Annotated in this window: 28 protein-coding genes and 1 pseudogene; 19 read left to right on the forward strand and 10 right to left on the reverse strand. The window is 70.0% G+C overall.

Annotated elements, in window-relative coordinates; translation table 11 throughout:
• Positions 1 to 4 precede the first annotated feature (4 nt).
• Positions 5 to 526, forward strand: coding sequence for a cupin domain-containing protein (locus ACZ4RZ_RS44280; RefSeq protein ID WP_467753235.1), 522 nt, complete (start codon positions 5 to 7; stop codon positions 524 to 526).
• Between the two features lie 99 nt (positions 527 to 625).
• Here ACZ4RZ_RS44280 and ACZ4RZ_RS44285 read toward each other — a convergent pair whose 3' ends face one another.
• Positions 626 to 1,852 carry an acyl-CoA dehydrogenase family protein gene (locus ACZ4RZ_RS44285; protein ID WP_467753236.1) on the reverse strand — a complete coding sequence of 409 codons (1,227 nt, stop codon included), beginning with the start codon at positions 1,850 to 1,852 and terminating at the stop codon, positions 626 to 628.
• 169 nt (positions 1,853 to 2,021) lie between these two features.
• Between ACZ4RZ_RS44285 and ACZ4RZ_RS44290 the strand changes: the two genes are divergently transcribed.
• Positions 2,022 to 2,666: a TetR/AcrR family transcriptional regulator gene (locus ACZ4RZ_RS44290; RefSeq protein ID WP_369244910.1), complete on the forward strand. Its 645-nt coding sequence runs from the start codon at positions 2,022 to 2,024 to the stop codon at positions 2,664 to 2,666.
• Positions 2,667 to 2,757: 91 nt separating this feature from the next.
• Here the strand turns inward: ACZ4RZ_RS44290 and def are convergent, their stop codons facing one another.
• A complete protein-coding gene (gene def, locus ACZ4RZ_RS44295; protein WP_467753237.1) occupies positions 2,758 to 3,297 on the reverse strand; it encodes a peptide deformylase in 540 nt (179 codons plus the stop codon).
• A 154-nt stretch (positions 3,298 to 3,451) separates the two neighbouring features.
• On the opposite strand from def, the gene ACZ4RZ_RS44300 reads away from it, so the two are divergent.
• From ACZ4RZ_RS44300 to ACZ4RZ_RS44330, 7 genes are all read left to right on the forward strand, one after another.
• The gene (locus tag ACZ4RZ_RS44300) at positions 3,452 to 4,690 is read left to right on the forward strand and encodes a MurT ligase domain-containing protein (protein ID WP_399085654.1); all 1,239 of its coding nucleotides are present in this window, start codon (positions 3,452 to 3,454) and stop codon (positions 4,688 to 4,690) included.
• Positions 4,691 to 4,709: 19 nt separating this feature from the next.
• Positions 4,710 to 5,438 (forward strand): type 1 glutamine amidotransferase, encoded by a 729-nt coding sequence (locus ACZ4RZ_RS44305; protein WP_467753238.1) that lies wholly within the window; start codon positions 4,710 to 4,712, stop codon positions 5,436 to 5,438.
• 235 nt (positions 5,439 to 5,673) lie between these two features.
• On the forward strand, positions 5,674 to 6,699 hold the full coding sequence (locus ACZ4RZ_RS44310; RefSeq protein WP_399085660.1) for a 6-phosphofructokinase: 1,026 nt from the start codon (positions 5,674 to 5,676) through the stop codon (positions 6,697 to 6,699).
• Positions 6,700 to 6,914: 215 nt separating this feature from the next.
• Complete coding sequence (locus ACZ4RZ_RS44315; RefSeq protein ID WP_467753239.1) at positions 6,915 to 7,868, forward strand: cytochrome c oxidase assembly protein; 954 nt, start codon at positions 6,915 to 6,917, stop codon at positions 7,866 to 7,868.
• Between the two features lie 238 nt (positions 7,869 to 8,106).
• Positions 8,107 to 9,618, forward strand: coding sequence for a DUF6777 domain-containing protein (locus ACZ4RZ_RS44320; protein WP_467753300.1), 1,512 nt, complete (start codon positions 8,107 to 8,109; stop codon positions 9,616 to 9,618).
• A 39-nt stretch (positions 9,619 to 9,657) separates the two neighbouring features.
• Positions 9,658 to 11,679: a serine/threonine-protein kinase gene (locus ACZ4RZ_RS44325; protein ID WP_467753240.1), complete on the forward strand. Its 2,022-nt coding sequence runs from the start codon at positions 9,658 to 9,660 to the stop codon at positions 11,677 to 11,679.
• A gap of 93 nt (positions 11,680 to 11,772) precedes the next feature.
• On the forward strand, positions 11,773 to 11,931 hold the full coding sequence (locus tag ACZ4RZ_RS44330; protein WP_467753241.1) for a hypothetical protein: 159 nt from the start codon (positions 11,773 to 11,775) through the stop codon (positions 11,929 to 11,931).
• A gap of 3 nt (positions 11,932 to 11,934) precedes the next feature.
• Here the strand turns inward: ACZ4RZ_RS44330 and ACZ4RZ_RS44335 are convergent, their stop codons facing one another.
• The 4 genes from ACZ4RZ_RS44335 to ACZ4RZ_RS44350 are packed head-to-tail and all read right to left on the reverse strand — an operon-like array spanning position 11,935 to position 16,037.
• Positions 11,935 to 13,140: a sensor histidine kinase gene (locus ACZ4RZ_RS44335; RefSeq protein WP_467753242.1), complete on the reverse strand. Its 1,206-nt coding sequence runs from the start codon at positions 13,138 to 13,140 to the stop codon at positions 11,935 to 11,937.
• Between the two features lie 25 nt (positions 13,141 to 13,165).
• The gene (locus tag ACZ4RZ_RS44340; RefSeq protein ID WP_467753243.1) at positions 13,166 to 14,908 is read right to left on the reverse strand and encodes a sodium/solute symporter; all 1,743 of its coding nucleotides are present in this window, start codon (positions 14,906 to 14,908) and stop codon (positions 13,166 to 13,168) included.
• A gap of 3 nt (positions 14,909 to 14,911) precedes the next feature.
• A complete protein-coding gene (locus tag ACZ4RZ_RS44345) occupies positions 14,912 to 15,271 on the reverse strand; it encodes a hypothetical protein (protein WP_369244920.1) in 360 nt (119 codons plus the stop codon).
• A 10-nt stretch (positions 15,272 to 15,281) separates the two neighbouring features.
• Positions 15,282 to 16,037: a LytR/AlgR family response regulator transcription factor gene (locus tag ACZ4RZ_RS44350; protein WP_467753244.1), complete on the reverse strand. Its 756-nt coding sequence runs from the start codon at positions 16,035 to 16,037 to the stop codon at positions 15,282 to 15,284.
• Positions 16,038 to 16,160: 123 nt separating this feature from the next.
• Here ACZ4RZ_RS44350 and ACZ4RZ_RS44355 point away from each other — a divergent pair, with 123 nt between their 5' ends.
• The 3 genes from ACZ4RZ_RS44355 (at position 16,161) to rocD (ending at position 18,835) form a co-directional block, all read left to right on the forward strand.
• Positions 16,161 to 16,664: an Lrp/AsnC family transcriptional regulator gene (locus ACZ4RZ_RS44355; RefSeq protein WP_467753245.1), complete on the forward strand. Its 504-nt coding sequence runs from the start codon at positions 16,161 to 16,163 to the stop codon at positions 16,662 to 16,664.
• A gap of 123 nt (positions 16,665 to 16,787) precedes the next feature.
• Positions 16,788 to 17,600: a dimethylargininase gene (gene ddaH / locus ACZ4RZ_RS44360; RefSeq protein WP_467753246.1), complete on the forward strand. Its 813-nt coding sequence runs from the start codon at positions 16,788 to 16,790 to the stop codon at positions 17,598 to 17,600.
• Positions 17,597 to 18,835 carry an ornithine--oxo-acid transaminase gene (gene rocD, locus ACZ4RZ_RS44365; RefSeq protein WP_467753247.1) on the forward strand — a complete coding sequence of 413 codons (1,239 nt, stop codon included), beginning with the start codon at positions 17,597 to 17,599 and terminating at the stop codon, positions 18,833 to 18,835. Before ddaH ends, rocD begins: the two co-directional genes overlap by 4 nt.
• Before the next feature lie 25 nt (positions 18,836 to 18,860).
• Here rocD and ACZ4RZ_RS44370 read toward each other — a convergent pair whose 3' ends face one another.
• From ACZ4RZ_RS44370 to ACZ4RZ_RS44380, 3 genes and pseudogenes are all read right to left on the reverse strand, one after another.
• A complete protein-coding gene (locus ACZ4RZ_RS44370) occupies positions 18,861 to 19,346 on the reverse strand; it encodes a terpene synthase family protein (protein WP_467753248.1) in 486 nt (161 codons plus the stop codon).
• 43 nt (positions 19,347 to 19,389) lie between these two features.
• Positions 19,390 to 19,781 (reverse strand): annotated as a pseudogene (locus ACZ4RZ_RS44375) (SpoIIE family protein phosphatase); the annotation flags it as partial.
• Between the two features lie 15 nt (positions 19,782 to 19,796).
• A complete protein-coding gene (locus ACZ4RZ_RS44380) occupies positions 19,797 to 20,039 on the reverse strand; it encodes a hypothetical protein (protein WP_467753305.1) in 243 nt (80 codons plus the stop codon).
• A gap of 469 nt (positions 20,040 to 20,508) precedes the next feature.
• Here ACZ4RZ_RS44380 and ACZ4RZ_RS44385 point away from each other — a divergent pair, with 469 nt between their 5' ends.
• Positions 20,509 to 20,967 carry a hypothetical protein gene (locus ACZ4RZ_RS44385; protein WP_467753249.1) on the forward strand — a complete coding sequence of 153 codons (459 nt, stop codon included), beginning with the start codon at positions 20,509 to 20,511 and terminating at the stop codon, positions 20,965 to 20,967.
• A 562-nt stretch (positions 20,968 to 21,529) separates the two neighbouring features.
• On the opposite strand, the gene ACZ4RZ_RS44390 is transcribed toward ACZ4RZ_RS44385, so the two are convergent.
• Entirely contained in the window at positions 21,530 to 22,105 is a 576-nt protein-coding gene (locus ACZ4RZ_RS44390) for a TetR/AcrR family transcriptional regulator (RefSeq protein ID WP_467753250.1), read from the reverse strand.
• 137 nt (positions 22,106 to 22,242) lie between these two features.
• Here ACZ4RZ_RS44390 and ACZ4RZ_RS44395 point away from each other — a divergent pair, with 137 nt between their 5' ends.
• The 6 genes from ACZ4RZ_RS44395 to ACZ4RZ_RS44420 all read left to right on the forward strand — a co-directional run bounded on the left by ACZ4RZ_RS44395 (position 22,243) and on the right by ACZ4RZ_RS44420 (position 25,268).
• Positions 22,243 to 22,860, forward strand: coding sequence for a class I SAM-dependent methyltransferase (locus ACZ4RZ_RS44395; RefSeq protein WP_467753251.1), 618 nt, complete (start codon positions 22,243 to 22,245; stop codon positions 22,858 to 22,860).
• Between the two features lie 30 nt (positions 22,861 to 22,890).
• Positions 22,891 to 23,535: a DUF2218 domain-containing protein gene (locus ACZ4RZ_RS44400; protein WP_467753252.1), complete on the forward strand. Its 645-nt coding sequence runs from the start codon at positions 22,891 to 22,893 to the stop codon at positions 23,533 to 23,535.
• Positions 23,536 to 23,618: 83 nt separating this feature from the next.
• The gene (locus tag ACZ4RZ_RS44405; protein WP_467753253.1) at positions 23,619 to 23,879 is read left to right on the forward strand and encodes a permease; all 261 of its coding nucleotides are present in this window, start codon (positions 23,619 to 23,621) and stop codon (positions 23,877 to 23,879) included.
• On the forward strand, positions 23,879 to 24,154 hold the full coding sequence (locus ACZ4RZ_RS44410; RefSeq protein WP_467753254.1) for a hypothetical protein: 276 nt from the start codon (positions 23,879 to 23,881) through the stop codon (positions 24,152 to 24,154). Before ACZ4RZ_RS44405 ends, ACZ4RZ_RS44410 begins: the two co-directional genes overlap by 1 nt.
• Before the next feature lie 5 nt (positions 24,155 to 24,159).
• On the forward strand, positions 24,160 to 24,558 hold the full coding sequence (locus tag ACZ4RZ_RS44415) for a DUF6153 family protein (protein ID WP_467753255.1): 399 nt from the start codon (positions 24,160 to 24,162) through the stop codon (positions 24,556 to 24,558).
• A gap of 80 nt (positions 24,559 to 24,638) precedes the next feature.
• Positions 24,639 to 25,268 (forward strand): DUF305 domain-containing protein, encoded by a 630-nt coding sequence (locus ACZ4RZ_RS44420; protein ID WP_467753256.1) that lies wholly within the window; start codon positions 24,639 to 24,641, stop codon positions 25,266 to 25,268.
• The last annotated feature ends 47 nt before the right edge of the window (positions 25,269 to 25,315 follow it).

Genomic DNA, 25,315 nt, shown 5'->3' on the forward strand with positions numbered 1-25,315 from the left:
GCCGATGACAACGACCGATGGGTTGCTCGTTCCGCCGGGTCACGGCCGTGTGGTGCAGACGCCCGCGCAGCACGTGACGTTCAAGGTGACCGGCTCGCACTCGCGCACGGCGTCCACCTTCGAGGTGCTCGTGCCGCCCGGCTTCGACGTCGGCGCCCATGTGCACACGCGCAGCGAGGAGTTGTTCTACGTGCTCGAAGGCGAGTTGGACGTGCTCGCCTTCGAGCCGCGGGTACGGACCCCCGACAACTGGCAGAAGTGGGAGTCCAGCTCGGGCAGCCGGGTGGTCCGGGCGACCCCCGGCACGGTCATCGTCGTACCCCCGGGCTGCCCGCATGCCTTCTCCAACCCCACGGAGACCCGGGCGAAGATGTTCTTCCAGGCGTCACCGCCCCCGGACCACGAGCGGTACTTCGAGGAGTTGCTGGAGATCCTCGGGTCGGGGGGCCCGCCCGACCATGCGGCGATCGAGGAGCTGCGGGCAAGGTACGACATCGAGCAGCTGACACCCTTGAAGCTCCGGTGACCAGGAACGCCCCTTTCGGGGGCGCGGGCCTGTGTCACCGGGCGGCTCCGCCGCGTGGGCGCGACCAGCCGCAGAGGGCCCGCAGCCCAAGTGGGCCCTCTAGCGGATCGGCATCCCGGACAGCGTCCGGGCAATCACGAGACGCTGGACCTCGCTCGTACCCTCGAAGATCGTGTAAATGGCCGCATCCCGATGCATCCGCTCTACCGGGTACTCCCGGGTGTACCCGTTACCGCCCAGGATCTGGATCGCCTGCGCGGTCACCTTCTTCGCGGTCTCACTGGCGAACAACTTCGACATGGACCCCTCGGCCGCGGTGAACGGCTTGCCGTTGACTGCCATCCAGGAGGCACGCCACACCAGCAACCGCGCCGCGTCGATCGACGTCCGCATGTCGGCGAGCTGGAAGGCGACGCCCTGGTTGTCGATGATCGGCCGCCCGAACTGCTCACGCGTCTTCGCGTAGTCGAGGGCCACCTCGTACGCGGCCCGAGCGGTACCCACCGCCATGGCGCCGACCGCCGGGCGGCTCGCTTCGAACGTCGCCATCGCGGCGTTCTTCACGCGCTCGCCGCCCGTCCTGGCGCGCTCACGGGCACGGGCCAGGCGCTCGTCGAGCTTCTCCTTGCCGCCGAGGAGGCAGGAGCCGGGGATACGGACGTTCTCCAGGACGACCTCGGCGGTGTGCGAGGCGCGGATGCCGTGCTTCTTGAACTTCTGGCCCTGCGACAGGCCCGGCGTGTTCGGCGGGACGATGAAGGAGGCGTGCCCCTTGGAGCCCAGCTCGGGGTCGACGACCGCGACGACGACGTGGACGTTGGCGATGCCGCCGTTGGTCGCCCAGGTCTTGGTGCCGTTGAGGACCCACTCGTCCTTGGCCTCGTCGTAGACGGCGCGCGTCCGCATGGAGGCGACATCCGAGCCGGCGTCGGGCTCGGAGGAGCAGAAGGCCGCGACCTTGACATCGTTGGTATCGCCGTACATCTGGGGCATCCAGGTGCCGATCTGCTCCTCGGTGCCGTTGGCGAGGACGCCCACGGCGGCGAGGCCGGTGCCGACGATGGAGAGGGCGATGCCCGCGTCGCCCCAGAACAGCTCCTCCATGGCCATCGGTATGCCGAGGCCGGTGGGGTCGAAGTACTGCTGGGCGTAGAAGTCGAGGGAGTAGATGCCGACCTTCGCGGCCTCCTGGATGACCGGCCAGGGAGTTTCTTCGCGCTCGTCCCATTCGGCGGCCGCGGGGCGGATCACATCGGCGGCGAAGCCGTGCAGCCAGTCCCGGACCTCCTTCTGTTCGTCGTTGAGCTCCATGGTGAACTCGGCCATGTCCCCTCCAGCACTGCACTAAAGTGTTACTTGCGGTAACTGGAGTGTGTTACTGACCAGTAGGAAAAGTCAACTCCCGAGCCGCGCTCGGTAGCCCGTTCGATACCCATACGCCTGCGAGTGTTAGTTTGCGCAGGCGTCACCGAATCACCACGGGTGGGGAGAGCACATGGACACCACACAGCGGACCGATCAGCAGAGGTCCGCCGACCGCCGCCGGCGCGAGCTGCTGGAAGCCGCCGACCGGGTGGTGCTCCGCGACGGCCCCGGGGCCTCGATGAACGCCATTGCCGCCGAGGCGGGCATCACCAAGCCGATTTTGTACCGCCACTTCGGCGACAAGGGCGGACTCTACGCCGCGCTGGCCAAGCGGCACACCGACGCCCTCCTCGGAGCGCTGCGGGCCGCGCTGGACGCGCCGGCCGAGCGCCGCGAGCGGGTCGAGTCGACACTCGACACTTATTTGGCGGCCATTGAGGCACGCCCACAGGTCTACCGGTTCCTCATGCATCCGGCGGAGGGCGGCCAGCCGGGCGACCAGGGTTTCGACGTGGGCAAGCACTCCGCGCCGTTGCTGCGCCGCATGGGCGAGGAACTCGCCGAGGTCATCGAGGAGCGCGTCGACCTCGGCCCCGGCAGCCAGCAGCTCGCCCGCGTGTGGGGCCACGGGATCGTCGGCATGATGCATGCCGCCGGGGACTGGTGGCTGGGGGAACGGCCGTGTTCTCGGGCCGAGTTGGTACGGAGTCTGGCCGACCTGCTCTGGGGCCGCCTGGCGGCGGCGGGGGACAAGATCGGCGGTCCTGGGTTCTGAAGCCCGGCAAGGGGCGCGGGGCCGTGACATGGTGCGGCTCCGCCGCGTGGGCGCCACCAGCCACGGCCGCCCCGCAGCCGACAGACAGAGCTCAGCGGCTCCAAGACGCCCGCGCCGCCTGGCGCATGACCCGCCGATGCCGCCACCCGGTGAGCCGGTCCACGTACACCCCGCCGTCAAGGTGATCGCACTCGTGCTGCAGACACCGCGCGAACCAGCCGGTGCCGTGCACGCTCACCGGCTCGCCGGCCACGTCGAACCCCTCGACGACCGCGTGGTCGTACCGCTCGGTCCCCGCCTCCAGGCCCGGGAGTGACAGGCACCCCTCCGGGCCCCGGAGCACCACACCGTCCGCCTCGACAAGGCGTGGGTTCACCACATGTCCCACATGGCGGACATCCTCGTCGTCGGGGCAGTCGTACACGAAGACCCGGAGCGACTCACCGACCTGGTTGGCCGCCAGGCCAACGCCCTGCGCGGCGTACATCGTCGCGAACATGTCCTCGACGAGTTGGGCGAGTTGGGGGCCGAACTCGGTGACTTCTTCACAGGGTGTGTGCAGGACGGGGTCGCCGAGCAGAGTGAGGGGCCGGACGCGCCCGTGGGTTCCCGGGATGGAGCCGTGTCGCATGGCGGCAAGGGTACGGTCCTTGATGGCGCGCGCAGGTCGCGCGGGCACCGTGATGGTGCCGCGATTCGGGCGCGTGAGTGGATCTCGATAGGCTGAGGCCCACACGGTGCCGGGGGCAGGGGCGCGGCGCGTACGCAAGGAGGATCGAGAAACGATGTCAGGCAACTCGGACCCGCTGACGCCGCGGGCCAAGCTGGCCGTGACGGCGGGCAAGGCGGCAGCGGCCGTCTCGCGTGCCGCCGGACGCGGCAGTGGATCGGTGATCGGCGGCCGGGTGGCACTCAAGCTCGACCCCGACCTGCTGGCCCGGCTGGCCACGCACCTGGACGTGATCCTGGTCTCGGCCACCAACGGCAAGACCACCACCACCCGGCTGATCGCGGAAGCGCTGCGTGCCGCGGGCCCGGTCGTGTCGAACGCGCTGGGTGCGAACATGCCGGCCGGTATCACCTCGGCGCTCGCGGGCGGTTCGGACGCCAAGTACGCGGTCATCGAGGTCGACGAGAAGTACCTCTCCGGTGTCGCGCGCGACACCGACCCCAAGTGCATCGCGCTGCTCAACCTCTCCCGCGACCAGCTCGACCGGGCCGCCGAGACCCGGATGATGGCCGAGCACTGGCGCGAGGGCCTGGCCGGTTCCAAGGCCGTCGTGGTGGCCAACGCCGACGACCCGCTGGTCGTGTGGGCCGCGTCCTCCTCGCCGAACGTCATGTGGGTGGCGGCCGGTCAGATGTGGAAGGACGACGCCTGGTCCTGCCCGTCCTGCGGCGGTGTGATGCAGCGCCCGGGCGACGACTGGTTCTGCGGCGAGTGCGGCTTCCGCCGTCCGACGCCGACCTGGGCCCTGTCCGGCGACCACGTCCTCGACCCGCACGGCTCGGCCTGGCCGATCCACCTGCAGCTGCCGGGCCGCGCCAACAAGGCGAACGCCGCCTCGTCGGCCGCCGTCGCCGCGGTCTTCGGTGTCCCCCCGCAGGTCGCCCTGGAGCGCATGTACCAGGTGCAGGCCGTGGCCGGGCGCTACGACGTGGTGCAGTTCATGCAGCGCGACCTGCGTCTGCTGCTCGCCAAGAACCCCGCGGGCTGGCTGGAGACGTTCTCCCTGATCGACCCGCCGCCGACCCCGGTGATCCTGTCCGTGAACGCGCGCGGCGCCGACGGCACGGACACCTCGTGGCTGTGGGACGTCGACTACACGCGTCTGACCGGGCACCCGATCTTCGTTCTCGGCGACCGGAAGCTGGACCTGGCCGTGCGCCTGGAAGTCGCCAACCAGCACTTCCAGGTCTGCGAGAACCTCGACCAGGCCGTGCAGATGGCACCGCCCGGACGCATCGAGGTCATCGCGAACTACACCGCTTTCCAGGATCTGCGGCGTCGTGTCGGCAACTGAGCCACGGAGGACGAAGAAGATGAGTGACAACAGCCTGCGTCTGGTGTGGATCTACCCGGACCTGCTGAGCACCTACGGCGACCAGGGCAACGCGCTCGTCGTGGAGCGCCGAGCCCGCCAGCGCGGCCTCGACGTGGCCCGCCTCGACGTGCGCAGCGACCAGCCGATCCCGACCTCCGGCGACATCTATCTGATCGGAGGAGGCGAGGACCGGCCGCAGCGGCTCGCCGCGGAGCGTCTGCGCCGCGACGGCGGTCTGCACCGCGCGGTCGGCAACGGCGCGATCGTCTTCTCGGTCTGCGCCGGCTACCAGATCCTCGGCCACGAGTTCGTCAACGACCTCGGCCAGCGTGAGCCGGGTCTCGGCCTGCTCGACGTGGTCTCGGTGCGCGGCGAGGGCGAGCGGTGCGTCGGCGACGTCCTCGCGGACATCGACCCGCGCCTCGGCCTGCCCCAGCTGACCGGCTTCGAGAACCACCAGGGTGTGACCCATCTCGGCCCTACCGCCCGCCCGTTCGCGAACGTGCGGCTCGGCAAGGGCAACGGCACGGGCGACGGCACCGAGGGCGCGTACAACGACACGGTCTTCGGCACGTACATGCACGGGCCCGTCCTCGCCCGCAACCCGCAGATCGCCGACCTGCTGCTGAAGCTGGCGCTGGATGTGAACGCGCTGCCGCCGATCGACGACCGGTGGTACGAGGCGCTGCGCAACGAGCGCATCGCGGCTGCGCAGCAGCCTGCGTGAACACAGCCGTACAGCGGCCTGTCTGACCGGCTGGACACCCGCGCGGCCCGTTTGAGAAACGGTTCCGCAGGGCGCGGGCGGGAGCCCGTCTGACAAGGCCTGCGCTCACGTGTGCGGGCGCGTCCAGCAGGCGGACGCACGATGCGGGCCCGCCCCCTGCCGCCGGTAGGGTGGCGGGGTCCAGCCGGACAGCGTGGTCCGGTCTTCGGCCCACGTTGAGAAGGTATTTCGGGCTATGCGCATTGGTGTCCTCACGTCCGGCGGCGACTGCCCCGGCCTGAACGCCGTCATCCGGTCCGTCGTGCACCGTGCCGTCGTCGACCACGGCGACGAGGTCATCGGCTTCCGGGACGGCTGGAAGGGCCTCCTGGAGTGCGACTACCTCAAGCTCGACCTCGACGCGGTGAGCGGCATCCTGGCTCGCGGCGGCACCATGCTCGGCTCCTCCCGGGTCCAGCCGGCGCATCTGCGTGACGGCGTGGAGCGGGCCAAGGGCCATGTCGCGGAACTGGGCCTCGACGCGATCATCCCGATCGGCGGCGAGGGCACCCTCAAGGCGGCCCGTTTGCTGAGCGACAGCGGGCTGCCCATCGTCGGCGTGCCGAAGACCATCGACAACGACATCGCCGTCACGGACGTCACCTTCGGCTTCGACACGGCCGTCGGTGTCGCGACCGAGGCCCTGGACCGGCTGAAGACCACCGCCGAGTCCCACCAGCGTGTCCTGATCGTGGAGGTCATGGGCCGCCACACCGGCTGGATCGCGCTGCACTCCGGGATGGCGGCCGGCGCCCACGCCATCGTCGTACCGGAACGCCCCTTCGACATCGAGGAGTTGGCCGCCAAGGTCGGCGAGCGCTTCGAGGCGGGCAAGCGGTTCGCCATCGTCGTGGCCGCCGAGGGCGCCAAGCCTCGCGCGGGCACGATGGAGTTCGACGAGGGCGGCAAGGACATCTACGGGCACGAGCGGTTCGCCGGGATCGCCCGGCAGCTCTCGCTGGAGCTGGAGGAGCGGCTCGGCAAGGAGGCCCGTCCGGTGATCCTCGGGCACGTGCAGCGGGGCGGTACGCCGACCGCGTACGACCGTGTCCTCGCGACGCGGTTCGGCTGGCACGCGGTGGAGGCGGTGCACCGCGGGGAGTTCGGCCGGATGACCGCCCTGCGCGGGACCGACATCGTCATGGTGTCGCTCGCCGAGGCCGTGGAGACGCTCAAGACGGTTCCCGATGAGCGGTACGCCGAAGCGGAGTGCGTGCTCTAGAGGTTCGGCGGGCCGCGGGTTCGTCGTGGCTGATCGCGCCCAAGCGGCGGAGCCGCATGGACGTCACAGCCCCGCGCTCCTTTCCGGGGCCCTGGTACCGACCCCGGTCACAACAGTGACCGGGGTCGGTCCTACTCTGGTGCGGACAGACAGCACAACCCTCCCCCAGTGCCTGAAAGGGCCTGGGAGGTACCCCCAGAATCAGGAGCCGGCCGATGGATCACAGCGGGCACGGCATGACCATGGATCTGCCGCCGTTCACGCTGGGGCGGGGGCTCGAATGGTCCACGGACCCGTTCTTCCTCGTCGCCTGCCTGGTGGGGCTCGGCCTGTACGGCTGGGGGGTCGTGCGGCTCGCGCGGCGCGGCGACAAGTGGTCGTGGGGCCGGACCGCCGCCTTCGTCATCGGTGTGCTGACCGTGATGCTCGTGATGTGCACCAAGCTGAACGACTACGGCATGGTCATGTTCAGCGTGCACATGGTCCAGCACATGGTGATCAGCATGCTGTCGCCGATCCTGATCCTGCTCGGGGCGCCGATCACACTGGCGCTGCGCGCGCTGCCGGTCGCGGCGAAGCGGGGCAACAAGGGACCGCGTGAGCTGCTGCTGATGTTCCTGCACAGCCGGTACATGCGGATCATCACGCACCCCGCGTTCACCATCCCGCTGTTCATCGCGAGCCTGTACGCGCTGTACTTCTCGCCGATCTTCGACTTCCTGATGGGCTCCAGGGCGGGCCACATCACGATGATGTGCCACTTCCTCGCGGTCGGCCTGGTCTTCTTCTGGCCGATCATGGGCGTCGACCCGGGTCCGCACCGCCCCGGCTATCTGATGCGGATGCTGGAGCTGTTCGCGGGCATGCCGTTCCACGCGTTCTTCGGCATCGCACTGATGATGGCGTCCTCTCCGATGGTCGAGACGTACAAGAACCCGCCCGCCTCGCTCGGCATCGACGCGCTCGCCGACCAGAACGCGGCGGGCGGTATCGCCTGGGCGTTCAGCGAGATCCCCTCCGTCCTCGTGCTGATCGCGCTGCTGTTCCAGTGGTACGGCTCCGAGCAGCGGCAGGCCAAGCGCGCGGACCGGGCGGCGGACCGCGACGGCGACAAGGAACTCGAGGCGTACAACGCCTATCTGGCCTCACTCAACACACGCGGTCGCTGAATTAACTTTTCTCTTCACCTGGCGTGAAAGGCGTTTCCATTCAGTAGCATGGAATGTGAAGCCCCCGCGTCCGGTCTTCCAGTGCGCGGGGTCCACGGGGGAAACCGCAGGGGGAGCGGTCATGACATTTCGTGCATCCATGCAAAGGGCTGGGATATCTGCGGCCCGCAGGATCGCTCTACTGCTGGTTTCCGTGCTGATAGTCAGCGGGTGCAGTAAATCCGATCAATTGTTCGTAGTGCGTGCCGTGGCCGCGGGGATTTCGCAGGCCAATCCCTTCTTCACGGAGGACGGCAAGCTCGGAAGGGACACCCGCGTCCCCGAGGCACGACCGGCCGGCGGGGTACAGGCCAGCAACAGTCCGGGGCTGTACGGGGGCACGCCGGGCGGCGGGAACAGCCCGGGCGGTGACGGCACCGGCGGAGACGGGACGGACGGCGGCACGGGCGGAGACGGCACCGGCGGAGACGGGATGGACGGCGGCACGGGCGGGGACGGCTCGGGCGGGGACAACGGTTCGCCGGGACAGGATGATGGCGGTGGGTCCACCGGTGAGTTCGGCGGGTCGACCAAGCCCGGCACCTGCGTCGTGGCGAAGCTGAAGAAATTCCTCACCGCTCCCGAGAACTCCGCGAAGTCGCGGGAATGGGCGCGCGTCCTGCATATCAGCACCGCCGAGATCCCGAATTACATCGATCAACTCACACCTGTCGTGTTGCGCCACGACACTCTGGTGACGAATCACGAGTACAAGCACGGCAAGGCCGTCCCCTTCGACGCCTTGCTGCAGGCAGGGATCGCGATTCTGGTCGATAAGCAGGGACTTCCCGCCGTGAAGTGCTCCTGCGGAAATCCGCTGCGCCCGTCCAAGGCGAACATCAAAAAGACCTCGGTGCAGTTCAAGGACGGAAACAAGAAGTGGTCCGGATATCAGCAGGACCACATAGTGATCGTCGAGCCGCCGCCCGGGCACCCCAAGATCGACCGGCTCCAGCTCATCGACGTCAACGACCCCGATCGTGGGATCGCCCGCGAGCTGGGCGCCGACGGTGACGACACGTCCTTCGACCCGCATGCGGAACAGACCGTTCCGGCCGTCACCGGCATGACCTTCGCCCAGGCGGCGCGGAACCTCACCGACGCCGGGCTGGCCTTGGCCTACGACGGCGACTCCCTGCCGCCGGACGACGCCCAGGTCACTGCCTCCCAGCCCGTCCAGGGCAGCACGCTGGAGTGGGGCGCCTCCGTGACGCTGTTCGTGCAGTCCGACGACGACGGACAGAGCACTCCCCAGGATTCCGGTGGGGTGACCACGGGGCCGGACGAGTCGAGCACCGGACCGGGCGGGTCGAGTACCGGACCGGACGAGTCGAGCACCGGACCGGACGAGTCGAGTACCGGACCGGATGAATCCACTGCCAGTCCCGGCGAGTCGAGCACCGGACCGGGCGAGTCCAGCACCGGCCCCGGCACGACGCCGCCGACAAAGCCCACGACACCGACAACCGGCGGGACGGACTCGCCACCCGTATCGAGCGCTACTCCGCCGAACACGCCGACGAGCGATTCGGCCACCCCCTCGGAGTCCGTCTCGACCGCCCCGCCCCCCACCGAGCCCACGGACAGCGGCGCGCCGGGGTCGAGCGACTCCTCCTCGGTCGCCCCCGGCCTCGGCGACTCCGCGCCCGGTGCCCCCTCCTCCGCGACCGACGCGACCGACTCCGGTGGGCTCACCGGCGACACGTCCTGATCCGCGTACGAACCAGCGCAGAACCCGGGGGGCAACCGGATGGCACCAGGATCACCGCAATCGGGAGTGGGCCGGATCATCGCCGGCCGGTATCGGCTGCTGGACCAGGTCGGCTCGGGTGGGATGGGCCATGTGTGGCTCGCCCACGACCAGCGGCTCGACTGCGATGTCGCGCTCAAGGAGATCAGGTTCCGCAACCTGACTGAAGGCAACGAGGAGCACGAGTCGCGCATCGCGCGCGCTCGCGCCGAGGCACGGCACGCGGCGGTGCTGCGCGGGCACCCGCATGTGGTGACCGTGCACGACGTCCTGGAGCACGAGGGCCTGCCGTGGATCGTGATGGAGTACGTGGCGGGCGCGGAGGATCTGCGCGCCTGGCTCGCCCGCCGCGGTCCGCTGGCCCCCGCCGAATGTGCCCGTATCGGCCTCGCGGTCCTTGACGCCCTGACCGCCGGGCACGAGCGCGGCATCATGCACCGGGACGTCAAACCCGCCAACATCCTGCTCGCTCCGGACCGCACGGGCACGCCGGGCGCCCGGATCCTGCTCACCGACTACGGCATCTCCGTCCAGCCGGACTCCCCCGAGACCCGCTGGACCAGGACGTCCATCCTGGTGGGCACGGCCGGCTATCTGGCCCCGGAGCGGGCCACGGGCGGGCCGCCGACCGCCGCGGCCGACCTGTTCTCGTTGGGCTGCACCCTGTACTTCGGCGTGGAGTGCCACGGCCCGTTCGACCGCGACACCGATCTCGCCGCCATCACCGCCGTGGTCCTGGAGGAGCCGCCGCCGCCACGGCGGGCCGGGGCGCTGCGGCCGGTCGTCGAGGCACTCCTCATCAAGGATCCGGCCCGGAGGATCTGCGCGGAGGACACGGCGGCGGCGCTGGCCAGGATCATCACGCCCGAGCCGCATCCGCCGACCCGGGTCGACACGGGCTCGCAGCCGCCCTGGGCTGGTCTCGTCACCTCCGACGGGACTTCGGGTCCCGGCGGCGCGGTGGCAGACCAAGAGGTCGCCGCTCCGGGCGCGTACACGCCCACGGCCATGGGTTCCGACGGCCCGGCCCGCGACCAGGGCCTCGCCGCACCGGCCGCATACGCGCCCACTGCCCAGGCGCCGGGTGCGTACACGCCGACCGCACCAGGACCAGGCGCGTACTCTCCGCCGGGCCAGGGGTTCGGCCCGCCCTGGTACGGGGCGCCGCCCGCTCCCCCGCCGGGGCCCGGAGGCCGGCGTCGGCGCAAGCGCCCGCGCGCCCTGCAGGCGGTGGCGGCGGTGCTCCTCGCGCTCGGGCTGACGGCCGGCGGGGTCTGGTACGCGATGGCGCACAAGGCCGAGCTGCCGTACGGCGCCGAGGTGGGACTCTCCGAACCGCTCCGGAAGGGCGACTGCGTCCTCGGCGACCCCGCCCCCTGGAAAGTGGCGGGTGTCCCGCGTCTGACACTGGATCCGAGCTGCAAGGCCCTGCGCCCCGACGGGCAGGTGATGGCGCTGTACAAAGCCCCCTCGTTCGAGGTCGCGCGACGCCAGGGCGAGAACCAGTGCTTGGAGCGGACGAAGAAGACCGCGGGCAGGCTCGCGTGGAACGTGCGCAGCATGGCCGTCGTCCCCACCCGCGAGGGCTTCGCCGCCACCGGGGGCAACGTGGCGTGCCTGCTGGTCGGGAAGGACGGCCCGGTGTACGGCCCGCTGGGCGACCTCCGCCCCTACGGGATGACCTTCGCGGACGCCACCCAGATACAGCGGGAGGACTGCCTGGGCCATGTCGACGGCGACGCACAGGTCAACGACCACTACGAGCTGGTCGCCTGCGACAAGGAGCACGTCGGGCGCGTCGTCGACATCACGCACCTCACGACCTACGCGCCGGACGAGGACCCCTTGGACCAGGCGAACGCGCAGTGCGAGAAGGATGCCCCACCTGAGAAGTACGACTACGACCGCACCATGTACTGGAGTCATGGCCTGCGCAGCACAGGGATCTGGTCGAAGGGCACGTACCTGGTGGTCTGCAGCATCGAGCCCTTGGACAAGGCCCTCATGCCCGCGGAGCAGTAGACCGCCCGGCCCTGGCGAACCACCTCCCTCCGGGTGAAAATGGGCCCAAGGCCACGGCCCGCGTCGCGGACCCGCCTGGAGGAGGGTGCTGCGATGCCCGGTTCGACGAAGACGATGGGCGTGATCACCGTGGGCGGGCTCGTCGTGGTGACGGCCTACACGGTGGCGCTCGGCAGCAACGGCTGGCTGTGGTTCGGCTGGGTGGTCCTCGGCCTGATCACGCTGGGGATGGTGGCCTCACGCAGTACATAAGGGTCACTCCCGGGGCAGCCGTCCCGCCGAGTGCACGCCCGGCTGGTACTTGGGCAGCCGGGCGGTGATCTTCATACCCGCCCCCACTGCGGTCTCGATGACGAGGCCGTAGTCGTCCCCGTACACCTGGCGCAGGCGCTCGTCGACGTTGGACAGCCCGATGCCGCCGGAGGGGCCGACTTCTCCAGCCAGGATGCGGCGCAGCCGGTCGGGGTCCATTCCGGCGCCGTTGTCCTCGATGACGACCAGCGCCTCGGCGCCCGCGTCCTGAGCCGTGATGCTGATGTGGCTCTTGTCGGTCTTGCCCTCCAGGCCGTGTTTGACCGCGTTCTCCACGAGCGGCTGGAGACAGAGGAAGGGCAGCGCGACGGGCAGCACTTCGGGCGCGATCTGCAGGGTGACCGACAAACGCTCCCCGAAGCGGGCTCTGACCAGGGCCAAGTAGTGATCGATGGCATGCAGTTCGTCGGCGAGCGTGGTGAAGTCGCCGTGCCGACGGAACGAGTAGCGGGTGAAGTCGGCGAATTCCAGCAGCAGTTCGCGGGCGCGTTCGGGATCGGTACGGACGAACGAGGCGATCACCGCGAGCGAGTTGAAGATGAAGTGCGGTGATATCTGGGCGCGGAGTGCCTTGATCTCGGCCTCGATCAGCCGCGTACGGGACCGGTCGAGGTCGGCGAGTTCCAGTTGCACCGAGACCCAGCGGGCAACCTCGCCGGCGGCCCGTACGAGGACGGCGGACTCGCGGGGCGCGCAGGCGACAAGCGCCCCGTGCACCCGTTCGTCGACGGTGAGCGGCGCGACAACGGCCCAGCGCAGCGGGCAGTCGGGCTCGTCGCACCTCAGCCGGAAGGCCTCGCCGCGGCCGGTCTCCAGCGGTCCGCCGAGCCGCTCCATGATCTCGGCGCGGTGGTGCGCCCCCACGCCGTCCCAGGCGAGGACCGTCTCCTGGTCGGTGAGGCAGAGCGCGTCGGTGCCGAGCAGCGTGCGCAGCCGTCGCGCGGACCGGCCCGCCGTCTCCTCCGTGAGGCCCGCGCGCAGCGGGGGCGCGGCGAGCGAGGCGGTGTGCAGGGTCTGGAAGGTGGCGTGCTCGACGGGGGTGCCGAGCCCACCGAGGCTCTCGGGCCGCGCGGTGCGCCTGCCGAGCCAGAACCCGGCGGCGAGCAGCGGGAGTACGGCGACACAGAGCCCGGCGAGGAATCCGCTCATGTCCCGGCCTCGTTCGCGAAGCCCCTCACGCCCCGACCTCCTTCGTGCTCACCGCGGCGCGGACCTGAGCGCCGGCCAGTTCCTCCGGCAGATGGAACCGGGCCAGGATCGCCGCCGTCCCGGCCGGCACCCGTCCCGGCGTGGCCAGTGACACGAGCATCATCGTCACGAATCCGAGCGGCACCGACCACAGCGCGGGCCAGGCGAGGAGTGCGTGCAGGGAGCCCGTGCCCGGATAGCCCGCCATGGTCGCGCCGACCGCGACCAGCGCGGAGCCGCCGCCGATGAGCATCCCGGCGGCCGCGCCCGGCGGGGTCAGCCGCCGCCACCAGATGCCGAGCACCAGCAAGGGGCAGAAGGAGGAGGCGGAGACGGCGAACGCGAGCCCCACCGCGTCGGCCACCGGAAGCCCGCCCACCAGCACGCTCGCCCCGAGCGGCACCGCCATCGCGAGCACGGTGCCGAGCCGGAAGTGCCGTACCCCGCGTGAGGGCAGCACGTCCTGTGTCAGCACGCCCGCCACCGCCATGGTCAGCCCGGACGCGGTCGACAGGAACGCCGCGAAGGCGCCGCCCGCCACCAGTGCGCCCAACAGGTCTGCGCCGACTCCGCCGATCATCCGGTCGGGCAGCAGCAGCACCGCGGCGTCCGCGTCCCCGGTGAGGCTGAGCTCGGGGGCGTACAGCCGGCCCAACGCCCCGTAGACGGGCGGGAGGAGATAGAAGGCGCCGATCAGGCCGAGCACGGCGACCGTGGTGCGGCGGGCAGCGACGCCGTGCGGGCTGGTGTAGAAGCGGACAACCACGTGCGGCAGTCCCATTGTGCCGAGGAAGGTGGCGAGGATCAGTCCGTACGTGGCGTACAGCGGGCGTTCCTCGCGCCCGGCCGCCAGCGAGGTCGACATGCCGCCGTTGCTGCCGCGGTCGGCCACCGGGACCGGGTCGCCCTTGGTGAAGGCGAGCCGGGCGCCGCGCTCGATGTGGTGGACGCCCGCGGGGAGTTCGACGCGCTCGCCCGCGTACCGCCGTCCGTCGACGCTGCCCGTGGCCGTGACGCCCAGCGGCCGGGAGAGCTTCAGGTCGACGGTGTCGTCGACGCGTACGACCCGCTGTTCGCGGAAGGTCGCCGGTTCGTCGAACGCGTCGCGGGGAGCGCCGTGGGCCTGCCAGGCGAGGACCAGGAAGAGCGCGGGGACCAGCAGGGCGGTGAGCTTGAGCCAGTACTGGAAGGCTTGCACGAAGGTGATGCTGCGCATGCCGCCCGCGGCGACGGTGGCGACCACGACGACGGCGACGAGCACTCCTCCGAACCAGTCGGGCGCGTCGGTCAGCACGGCCAACGTCAGCCCCGCGCCCTGCAGTTGGGGCAGCAGATACAGCCAGCCGACGCCCACGACGAAGGCACCGGCCAGCCGCCGCACCGCTCCCGAGCCCAGCCGTGCCTCCGCGAAGTCCGGCAGGGTGTAAGCGCCGGAGCGGCGCAGCGGGGCCGCGACGAACAGCAGCAGCACCAGGTAGCCCGCCGTGTAGCCGACCGGATACCAGAGCATGTCCGGGCCCTGGACCAGCACGAGGCCGGCGATGCCCAGGAAGGAGGCGGCCGAGAGGTACTCGCCGCTGATCGCGGCCGCGTTGAGCCGGGGGCCCACGGTGCGCGAGGCGACGTAGAAGTCGGAGGTGGTCCGGGAGATACGCAGGCCGAAGGCGCCGACCAGGACGGTCGCGACGACGACGAGGGCGACCGCGGGGACGGCGTAACTCTGGTTCACGGCTCAGCGGTCCTCGACCAGGCGCACGAAGTCCTTCTCGTTGCGCTCCGCCCGGCGTACGTACCAGCGGGCGAGCAGCACCAGCGGCGGGTACACGCAGAATCCGAGCACGGCCCACTCCAGACTCGCGCCGTCCGGCATCGCGGCGAAGACGAGGGGAAGCGGGCCGACGAGCAGCACCAGGACGGCGAACACCACGAGAGCGACGCGTAGTTGACTGCGCATCAGGGAGCGGACGTAGGTGTGGCCGAGTGTGGTCTGTTCGTCGATCTCGGTCCTGGGCCGGTAGTAGCCGGACGTCCGGCGGGTGTGCCGGGGCACGCCGGTGACGACCACGCGGCGCTCGGTCGGGTCCTGCGGCACGCGGCCCTCCTCAGCTCGTGGTCCGGCGCAGCAGCAGGTCGCGCAGTTCGCGCGCGTGCCGGCGGCTGACCTGGAGTTCGACGGAGTCGACGAGGACGCTCACCGTACCCGCGTCCAGCCGGAGCTCGCCGATGTGGCGCAGCGCGACGAGGTGGCGCCGGTGGATGCGGACGAAGCCGCGGGAGCGCCAGCGCTCTTCGAGGGTGGACAGCGGGATGCGCACGAGGTGACTGCCCTGGGCGGTGTGCAGGCGGGCGTAGTCGCCATGCGCCTCGACATGGGTGATGTCCTCGACGGCCACGAAGCGGGTCACACCGCCGAGTTCGACGGATATGTGGTCGGGGTCGGGCTCGTGCACGGGAATCAGCGGTGCGGTGTCCCTGAGTTGGGCGGCCCGCCGGACGGCCTCGGCGAGCCGCTCCCGGCGGACGGGCTTGAGGACGTAGTCGACGGCCTTGAGGTCGAAGGCCTGCACGGCGAAGCCCTCGTGGGCGGTGACGAACACGACGAGCGGCGGTTGGGCGAAGCCCGTGAGCAGCCGGGCGAGGTCGAGCCCGTCCAGTCCCGGCATGTGGATGTCGAGGAAGACGACGTCGATCGCCTCGGGTCCGCCGGGTCCGGATTCCAGCGCCCGGTTGATCCGGCGCAGCGCCTCGGTCGCGTCGCTCGCCCCCTCGGCACTGCTGACGCGGGGATCGGCGTTCAGCAGATAGAGGAGTTCCTCGAGGGACGGTTGTTCGTCGTCGACGGCGAGCGCGCGCAGCATGAGAGTGGAGTGTAAGAGCGATTCGTACGACTGGACATGTGCGGGGCGTGGACGTTGCCGCTGGATGCGCCATGGATGTTGCGCCGGACGGGGCCTGGGCGGCGCGCTGGATACAGTGCCGCCATGAACAGCAAGCCCGCGATGTTCGACGACCTCGACCGCAAGATCATCACGGCCCTGATGGCCAATGCCCGGACGAGCTTCGCGGAGATCGGCGCGGCGATCGGCCTGTCCGCCACCGCCGTTAAGCGCCGCGTCGACCGGCTGCGCGAGACCGGCGTGATCACCGGGTTCACGGCCACGGTGAAGCCGGCGGCGCTCGGCTGGCGCACGGAGGCGTACGTGGAGGTGTACTGCGAGGGCGCGGCCCCGCCGCGGCGGCTCGCGGAGGTCGTGCGCAACCATCCGGAGATCACCGCGGCGATGACGGTGACCGGGGGCGCGGACGCCCTGCTGCATGTGCGCGCCACGGACGTGGAGCACTTCGAGGAGGTGCTGGAGCGGATTCGCGCCGAACCCTTCATCCGGAAGACGATCAGCTACCTGGTGCTGTCCCACCTGCTGCCGGAGGCCCCGGAGGCGGGCGCGACCCACGCCGCGCCAGATGACGCAGCATCCGTGCGCTGACACCCTGGTTTTCGCAGCAAAGCTGCGCACACGCGCAGCTCTCGTCGCTTGTCGCCCGTATCCCCCGTTTCCTACCGTGGAGGCACCCCCAGCCAACACCGCAGGAAGCGGAGGAACCTCTCTGTGCCTGACAGCCGTGTGCCGCGCCCCCGGCGCTTCCTCGTCTGCGAACCCAGACACTTCGCCGTGCAGTACGCGATCAATCCCTGGATGCACCCCGACACCCCGGTGGACGTCGATCTGGCCCGCGGCCAGTGGCAGGCGCTGATCCGCGCCTATCGCGCCCACGGCCACACCGTGGACTCCGTCGAGCCCGTCGCCGACCTCCCCGACATGGTGTTCGCGGCGAACTCCGCGCTCGTCCTCGCCGGCCGTGTCTTCGGCTCGCTCTTCCACGCGCCGCAGCGCCGCCCCGAGTCCACCGCGTACGAGACCTGGTTCAAGGCGGCCGGTTTCGACGTCTACCGCCCCGAGTCGGTGTGCGAGGGCGAGGGCGATCTGGTCCCGACGGGCCGGTACGTCCTGGCCGGCACCGGATTCCGTACGACCCCCGAGGCCCATCGCGAGGTCCAGGAGTTCTTCGGCGTCCCGGTGATCAGCCTCCAGCTGGTGGACCCGCGGTTCTACCACCTGGACACGGCGCTGTTCGTCCTCGACGACGACAACATCGCGTACTACCCGGAGGCGTTCTCACCGGGCAGTCGCGAGGTGCTCGCGCGGTTGTTCCCCGACGCGGTGATCGCCACGCGCGAGGACGCCATGGCCTTCGGCCTCAACTCCGTCTCGGACGGCCGCCACGTCTTCATCTCGCCGCGCGCCGAAGCCCTCGCCGACCAGCTCGTACGCCACGGCTACGTCCCCGTCCCCGTCGACCTGTCCGAGTTCCACAAGGCCGGCGGCGGCATCAAGTGCTGCACTCAGGAGATCCGATCATGACGGCACCCACCCGTATTCCTGCCCGTACGCGCACCTCCGCCGACCTGATCCGCGCCGAGGAACCCGTCCTCGCGCACAACTACCACCCGCTGCCCGTGGTCGTCGCCCGCGCCGAGGGCACCTGGGTCGAGGACGTCGAGGGACGCCGCTATCTCGACATGCTGGCCGGCTACTCGGCGCTCAACTTCGGCCACCGCAACCCGGTGCTGATCGAGGCGGCGCACCAGCAGCTCGACCGGCTGACCCTCACCTCGCGCGCCTTCCACAACGACCAGCTGGCCCAATTCGCCGAGTCGCTGGCCGAGTTGACGGGCCAGGACATGGTCCTGCCCATGAACACGGGCGCGGAGGCCGTGGAGAGCGCCATCAAGGTGGCCCGCAAATGGGCGTACGAGGTGAAGGGCGTCGCACCGGACCAGGCGACGATCGTCGTGGCCGCCGACAACTTCCACGGTCGTACGACGACCATCGTCAGCTTCTCCACGGACGAGACGGCCCGCACGGGCTTCGGTCCGTTCACGCCCGGTTTCCGTGTCGTCCCGTACAACGATCTCGCCGCGCTCGAAGCGGCGGTCGACGAGACGACCGCGGCGGTGCTGATCGAGCCCATCCAGGGCGAGGCGGGCGTCGTCATCCCCGATGACGGCTACCTCACCGGCGTACGCGAACTGACCCGGCGCACCGGCTGCCTGTTCATCGCGGACGAGATCCAGTCGGGCCTCGGCCGCACGGGCAGCACCCTCGCCGTCGACCACGAGGACGTCGTCCCGGACCTGCTGCTGCTCGGCAAGGCGCTCGGCGGCGGCATCGTGCCGGTCTCCGCGGTGGTCGGCCGCCGGGACGTGCTCGGCGTGCTGCGGCCCGGCGAGCACGGTTCGACGTTCGGCGGCAATCCGCTCGCCGCGGCGGTCGGTTCGGCCGTCGTCGGGCTCCTTGAGACCGGTGAATTCCAGCGCCGGGCGACCGAGTTGGGCGTGGTCCTGCGCGGTGGCCTGTCCGCACTCGTGGGCAGGGGCGTCGAGGGCTTCCGCTCGCGCGGGCTGTGGGCGGGCGTCGACATCGACCCGGCCATCGGCACGGGGCGCGAGATCAGCGAGGGCCTGATGCGCGAAGGGATCCTCGTCAAGGACACGCATGGTTCGACCATCCGGCTGGCACCGCCGCTGACCATCACCGGCGAGGAACTCCGGTCGGCACTCGGGGCGTTGGAGAAGGTCCTGACTCAGGGCGTCTGAAACCGGCGGCGATCGAGCAAGGGCGTCACCGCCACTGGTGCGGGGCGATCCTGGCGGCCGAGGTTCCGAGGCCGGTGGGGCTGGGCAGAAGGCGCTCCGCGGGTCCTCGTGTGTAGCGGCCGGTTCGGCGGTACCACTCGTTGTCGCCGGCCATCCGGTCCTGGAACGTTCTGACGTACCTGAAGACACTCTCGGACACGTCCGGCCCCAGTTCCGCGAGGAGCTGGGGCAGTTCGGTCTCCATGGTCTCCTCGAATTCGCGGATCCGGGCGGTGAACAGGGCGTAGGCGATGTCCACGGCCTGCCGCAGACCGCAGTCGAGGAACCGCTGGATGGTCAGGACACCGTTGTTGACCTCCTGCTCCGCGTCGATCTCCTCGCGGTACGAGTAGATGTCGTTGCGGATGCCGACGGTGTCGGCGAAGGCGTTCACCAAGGTCCGCATCGAGTCGAACCGGGGCTCGTCCCAGGCCGGGCTGCCGCCGGGGCCCGGGTGGTCGAGCATGCCCATGCCGCACGCCCACGTCCTGCTGTGCTCGCGCGCGGACTCGAGCTGGGGCGTGCACTGCGGAGCATGCCCATGACAGTCGCGGCTTCCAGGCCGTGGCCGACGACGTCGCCGACCGCGACGGCGATGCGGCCGCCGGGCAGATCGATGACGTCGTACCAGTGGCCGCACACGTTCAGGGAACCGACGGCCGGCAGGTAGCGCAACGCGACATCGCGGTGACCGGCGAGGTCCCTCCTCGCGCCTGCTCACGCTCGCGCTCGCGCCGAACAGCCGACGATGGGCCTGACGGGCGCGCACGAAGGCGGTGACGTCCTCCACCCGGTGGATGATCCAGGCAACCGTTCCGTCGGATGCCGGCACCGGGTGCTCGAAGGCGTCGCCGAACCCCAGTACGTGCCGGACAGGGCTGTCGTCCCTGACCTCGAAACTGTCCGGGCAATCAAGGCAGCCTCAATTGTCGAAAGGTTTCAGCTCGTTGTCGACCTGATGTGCGGCATGGGCCGCCGCAACCGCGAGGCGCCAGCCGTCGACGTCAGCGATCTGGTGGCCGACGACGCGTACCGCGCGCCCGAGCAGGTCAATGCCAAAACGCACCGGCTCACCACGCTCAAGCACCGCAAGCCCAGGGAGTCCCGCGAAGTTCCGATGCCGGCCAAGACGAAGGAAGCCATCGAGAGGTACACGGAGAAGCATGGCGTCATGGAGGGCCCCGCGGGCCGAGTGTTGGCGGCCTGCCGATGGTCCGACTTCAAGGAAGCTCGGTGGAGTCCTACGCGGCGGTGCGGCGAACCCAGTTGCAGCAATTCTCGAAAAGCGCAATCCGCCAAGGGATGTCTTCCGTATCCATTCACAGGAGGCAACCCCTCCAGACAAACTGATCCGCGATGCCGGGATCCAAACGGCACACCAGCGCGCGATGCCCCTGAGCGGACGTCGCAGGTACGGCCCGGTCGGCTCAGCGCGGAGCACTGATTCTCTTTGCCCGCAGCAACCTTGATGGCCAGGGCTTCGACCATGTGCGCGGCCTGGAAAGCGACAAGGCCACAGCAGTGCTCACCGCGCGACCCGGCTCATGCTGCGTCGATCAGCGTGGCGGAACACGGCCGATTGCTGTCTTCCGTAGAGCCCCTTTTGCTCCACGTACTGAACACCTGGAGTCACGATGAACTCCACCAATGCTGTCGGAGCCACCTTGAGGGGGCTGGGAGTGTGCTGCGCCGTTGGCAACACGGTGCTGCACACGCTCCTCATCCCTGATCACCTTGCGGAGAAGTTCTATATCGGCGTCCTGTTCGCGGCGGGGAGCGCCATCATGCTCGTCGTGGCAGTGGCGCTCGTCATCATGAAACGCCCCTTGGTCGCTTGGCTGACCGGGACGCTCGTCAGCCTCGGCATGATCGTCGGCTTTGTGCTGTCGCGTACTGTCGGCCTGCCGGACGGCTATTACGAACGGGGCTGGGAGCCGCCATACGGCCCCCTGTCCTTGCTCGTCGAAGGGCTCTTTGTCTTTGCATTCCTTGCCTGGCTCGGCAACCTGGTAGCGCATGGCGCCACGCCGAAGCTGCCGTCCAGGTCGGACCACGAACCGGTCGCGGTCGGGGCGGACGTTTCAAAGCGCTGATGACACTGATGACGCCGAGCCCGATGAACGTGCAGACGGCCGCGGGCGGGACCGTCAAGGTATGTATTGGCGGGGCCGTGGGCCCCGACGGGGCGTTGGGGGCTGCCGCGGGCGCCCCGACGGGGCGTTGGGGGCTGCCGCCGGGCGCCGAGGTTCGGGGTTGGAGGCCGTGGCCGTGTATGCGGCGCCGCATTCCGCCAGGCTGTCACTGACAGCCAGTCTCGTGGGAGAGACCTCCCGCGCCGTGCCCATCCGACTCGGCGACCTCGTCGACGGCAGCGCAATTCCAGCGGCCCGATACGGGTACGAAGGCGATCGAGTGCGGGTCGGCGTTCCCGGAATCTCTCAGGTCGTTGTATCTGACACGCTTACTCCGGATCTCCGATCAGGTCCCGAAGAGTGGCAAGGCCTGCGGGGTGAGGTCATCGCGGAGCCGCGGGGAAGCGGACGGGGTGTCGTAGCGGCCGTCATCGACGGCAGTGTCGGCGACGAACCCCGCCACGAGTTCGGGGCGCACCGGGTGCGCCGAACACCAACTCGCCGAACACCCCTGGCCGAAGGACTAGCCAGGTGGGCGCAGTCCCGTCATGGTGACCGCGACGAGACGCCGGACCGCCGCCTGGGAGGGCAGGCCGCCGGCTGCCGCCAGCGCGTGCAGGCAGTAACTCGCGAGCTCGTCCGGTGACACGTCGTCCCGGATGTCGCCGGCCTGCGCGCCCTCGGCCAGCAGCTCCCGAAGGAAGTGATGAAGGTGCTGCTCGGCTCCCGCGACGTGCTCGCCCCGGTGCAGCAGTGCTCCGAGTTCGGCGCCGTGGCCGTGTCGCCTCTGCTGGATGAACGCGTACGCCTCCAGCACCGCCCCGAGCCGCTCCCCGGCACCACCGGGGCCGTCCCGGAGTGCGGCAAGTTCCTGGAGGTGTCCGGCGATCTGCCGCTCATGCCACGCCGTCATGATCGACTCGACGTCCGGAAAGTACTTGTACAGCGTGGCCCGGCCGATACCGCTCTCCTCGGCGATCTTCGACATCGTCACCGAGCGCAGCCCCTGGTCCATCACCAGCGCCGCCGTGGTCTCCAGCACCGCGTCACGTACGGCGCGACGGTGCTCCTCGATGGTCTCGTTCCACAGCTTTGGCACCGCACCAGCATACGACCCGCCGATGTCGATACACATTGGATTGACAGCGACAGAGTGTATCGATAAAGCTGAAGTCGCCACGGGGAACCGGGCAACCGCGCACAGCGGACACCGCCCACAACGGGAAGGACGCCCCCATGACCGGCTCGCCCCACCAGCCAGGCGGCCCGGCGCCGCGAGAGCCCAATGACCTTTACGCCACCCCACCGCCCTGGGACATCGGACGACCCCAGCCGGCATTTCTGGCCCTCGCCGAAGCCGGTGCCATCCGCGGCCGGGTCCTTGACGTCGGCTGCGGCACTGGTGAACACGCACTCATGGCCGCCGGCCTCGGCCTTGACGCCACCGGTGTCGACCTCGCCTCCCGCGCCCTGCGCACCGCCGAGACCAAGGCGCGCGGCCGACGTCGCAAGGCCCGCTTCCTGCTCCTGGACGCCCGCCAACTCGCCGACCTGGGCGAGCAATTCGACACCGCGCTCGACTGCGGGCTCTTCCACGTCTTCAACGACGCCGACCGCGTCGCGTACGTCGACGGCCTGCGGATCGTGCTCCCACCGGGTGGCCGCTGCTTCATGCTCTGCTTCAGCGACCGGGCGCAGGGCAGCTGGGGGCGCGTGCACAAGGTGACGCGGGACGGAATCGAAGCCGCGTTCGCCGACGGCTGGCGGATCGACTCGATCGAGGCCAGCACGATCGACATCACCACCGACCCGGACGGCATCCGGGCCTGGCTGGCCGCCGTCACCAGGATCTGAACTCCCCCCGCGACCGAACCAAGGAAGTCCATGCTCACCGCCGAAGCCCACGTCGAGACCGACCGCCCCAGCCGATACCTCGTGCAACTGTGCAAGCACTTCGACAACAAAGGCCGCCATCTGGGCCATCGCCCGCGCACCCACCACGGCGAAGACGCCCAGTCACCCGCCGAAACCCACATGCCTGCCGCATTGCGGCCCGACCAGATCCAAGTCGAATGGACCGACACCCACGGAACGGTCCGGCTGCCCTGGGGTACCTGCACCCTGGAGACAGGCGCGGACGTGTTGATACTGCACGCCCAGTCCCCGGACGAAGAGAGCCTGCAGCGGCTGCAGGACCTCGTCACCACACACCTCACCAGGTTCAGCAGACGCGATCCGCTGCGGGTGGACTGGCAGCCGTCCGAGGCGAGCGCCGACGCCGGCGCAACGGCTCGTACGGCTCCGGAACAAGGCGCGGCACGGCGCCGGCCACGCGGCGGGTGGACCGGCGTCGCAGCGGTCGCCGCCGTGGCCGCGATCGTTGCCGTGCACCTGGGGCTGGGCGGAGCCGTGCTGGCGGACACGCGATGGACCGGCTGGGCCATCGCCTTGGTCGTGACGGCCGTTGTGGTGAAGGTCGGGATCGTCGGCGGTCTCGCCATTCGCCGCGGTCGCCGCCGTACCCGGTAGGAACCAGAAACCCCCGGCATGACATACCCCCCGGGGGGATACCCATCCCGTGAGCACCATCGCCTCGCGAAGGGTGCGGGTCCGTGGATGCGACCGGGCACGCGTTGTGCATGGCCGGGTCGATGACCTGGGAGGTCACCTGGGCGCTGATCCTCGGCTTCACACTCTCCGCCGTCGTGCAGGCGGTGGTGCGCCGCTCGACCGTCGTACGGCTGCTCGGCGGCGAGGCCGTGCACGCTCGCCTGCTCGCCGGGCTCGGCGCGGCCTGCCTGAGCGGCTGCCGCACAAGGCACATGAGCGGGCCGATCGCGGGCCGGCCGGGTCCATGGAGGGCCACGCGGTAATGGACATGTCCGTGCAGAGCGAGGGCAGCTCCACCCGCCGGCTGCTCTCGCGGGACGGTTACACGTCCGTGTCGCACAGCTTCGTCATGGAGTGGGCCGCGATCCTGTGCGATCTCGTGGCCGGGCTGCTGATCCCGCATTTCTGGAGTGCCGGCGGTCCGGCGATGCCGCGGATGATGGGCGCTCACCCGATCAAACTGAACACGAGCACGAGCACGCTCGTATGCACAACGGACACCAGCACAGAACCGATGTCTCACGCCTGTCTAGGATGAGCCCGATGACGAGCCCGCAGCAGCACCCTCCGCGACCGCCCGTTGGGCGGTGGCGGGCGCTGCTCGTGCTCGCGCTGCTGGCAGGGCTGCTGGGCATGCACGCCCTGGCTCCCGGCGGCGTCCTCCATGAACACGAACACGCCGAGCCGCGGCACATGACTGCCGCGGTCAGCGCCCCTCACCACTGCCCCGGAGGCGGCGACTGCGGCGGAGGGCATGTCCAGCACGCCGACTCGACCTGCGTGTCGGGCGCGGTGAACGGCGGGCCGACGCTGCCCGCGCTCGTTCCCGGCCCGGTGGCTGTCCCCGTACGCGCCGACGCCCTGTGCTCGTACACGGCCGCAGCCCCGGACGGCGCCCGCGCTCCACCGTCCTTGTCGGAACTCCAACTCCTGCGGATCTAGACACCGCCACTGCACCGCGTCTCAACCCGACGCGGCGCATCGCCATGTCGAAATCCCTTTCACTCAGCAGGAGTTCAAGCATGGGTAACACCCGTACCCTGACCCGACACGCCACCCTCGTGGTGGTGTCCGCCACCGCCGCGCTCGTCCTCGCCGCCTGCGGCAACGACAGCAGTGGCAGCGGCCACCAAGACCACAGCTCCGCGTCGTCCTCGACGAGCGCCGATGCCACCGCCGGCGCGCACAACACCCAGGACGTGTCTTTCGCCCAGGGCATGATCCCCCACCACCAGCAGGCCCTTCAGATGGCCGAGCTCGCCGCCGACCGGGCCTCGTCCGCCAAGGTCAAGGACCTCGCCCTCCGTGTCGAGAAGGCCCAGGACCCGGAGATCAAGACCATGAGCGGCTGGCTGAAGTCCTGGGGCGAGGACGTACCCGCGTCGATGCCCGGGATGGACCACTCGGCACACTCCGGCATGCCCGGAATGATGGACACCAAGGACCTGGACGATCTGAAGAAGATGTCCGGCGAGGACTTCGACACCATGTTCCTGACCATGATGATCGAGCACCACAAGGGCGCCGTCGAGATGGCCACCACCGAGAAGGACAAGGGCAAGTACGGTCCCGCCACGTCCACGGCCGACGACATCATCACCGCGCAGACGGCCGAGATCGCCGAGATGAACAAGCTCCTCGGCAAGAACTGACACTCCCCGGACGCAGGGGGCCGGTGCCCGCACCGGCCCCCTGCCAC

The organism is Streptomyces sp. NPDC027189, from assembly GCF_055566975.1.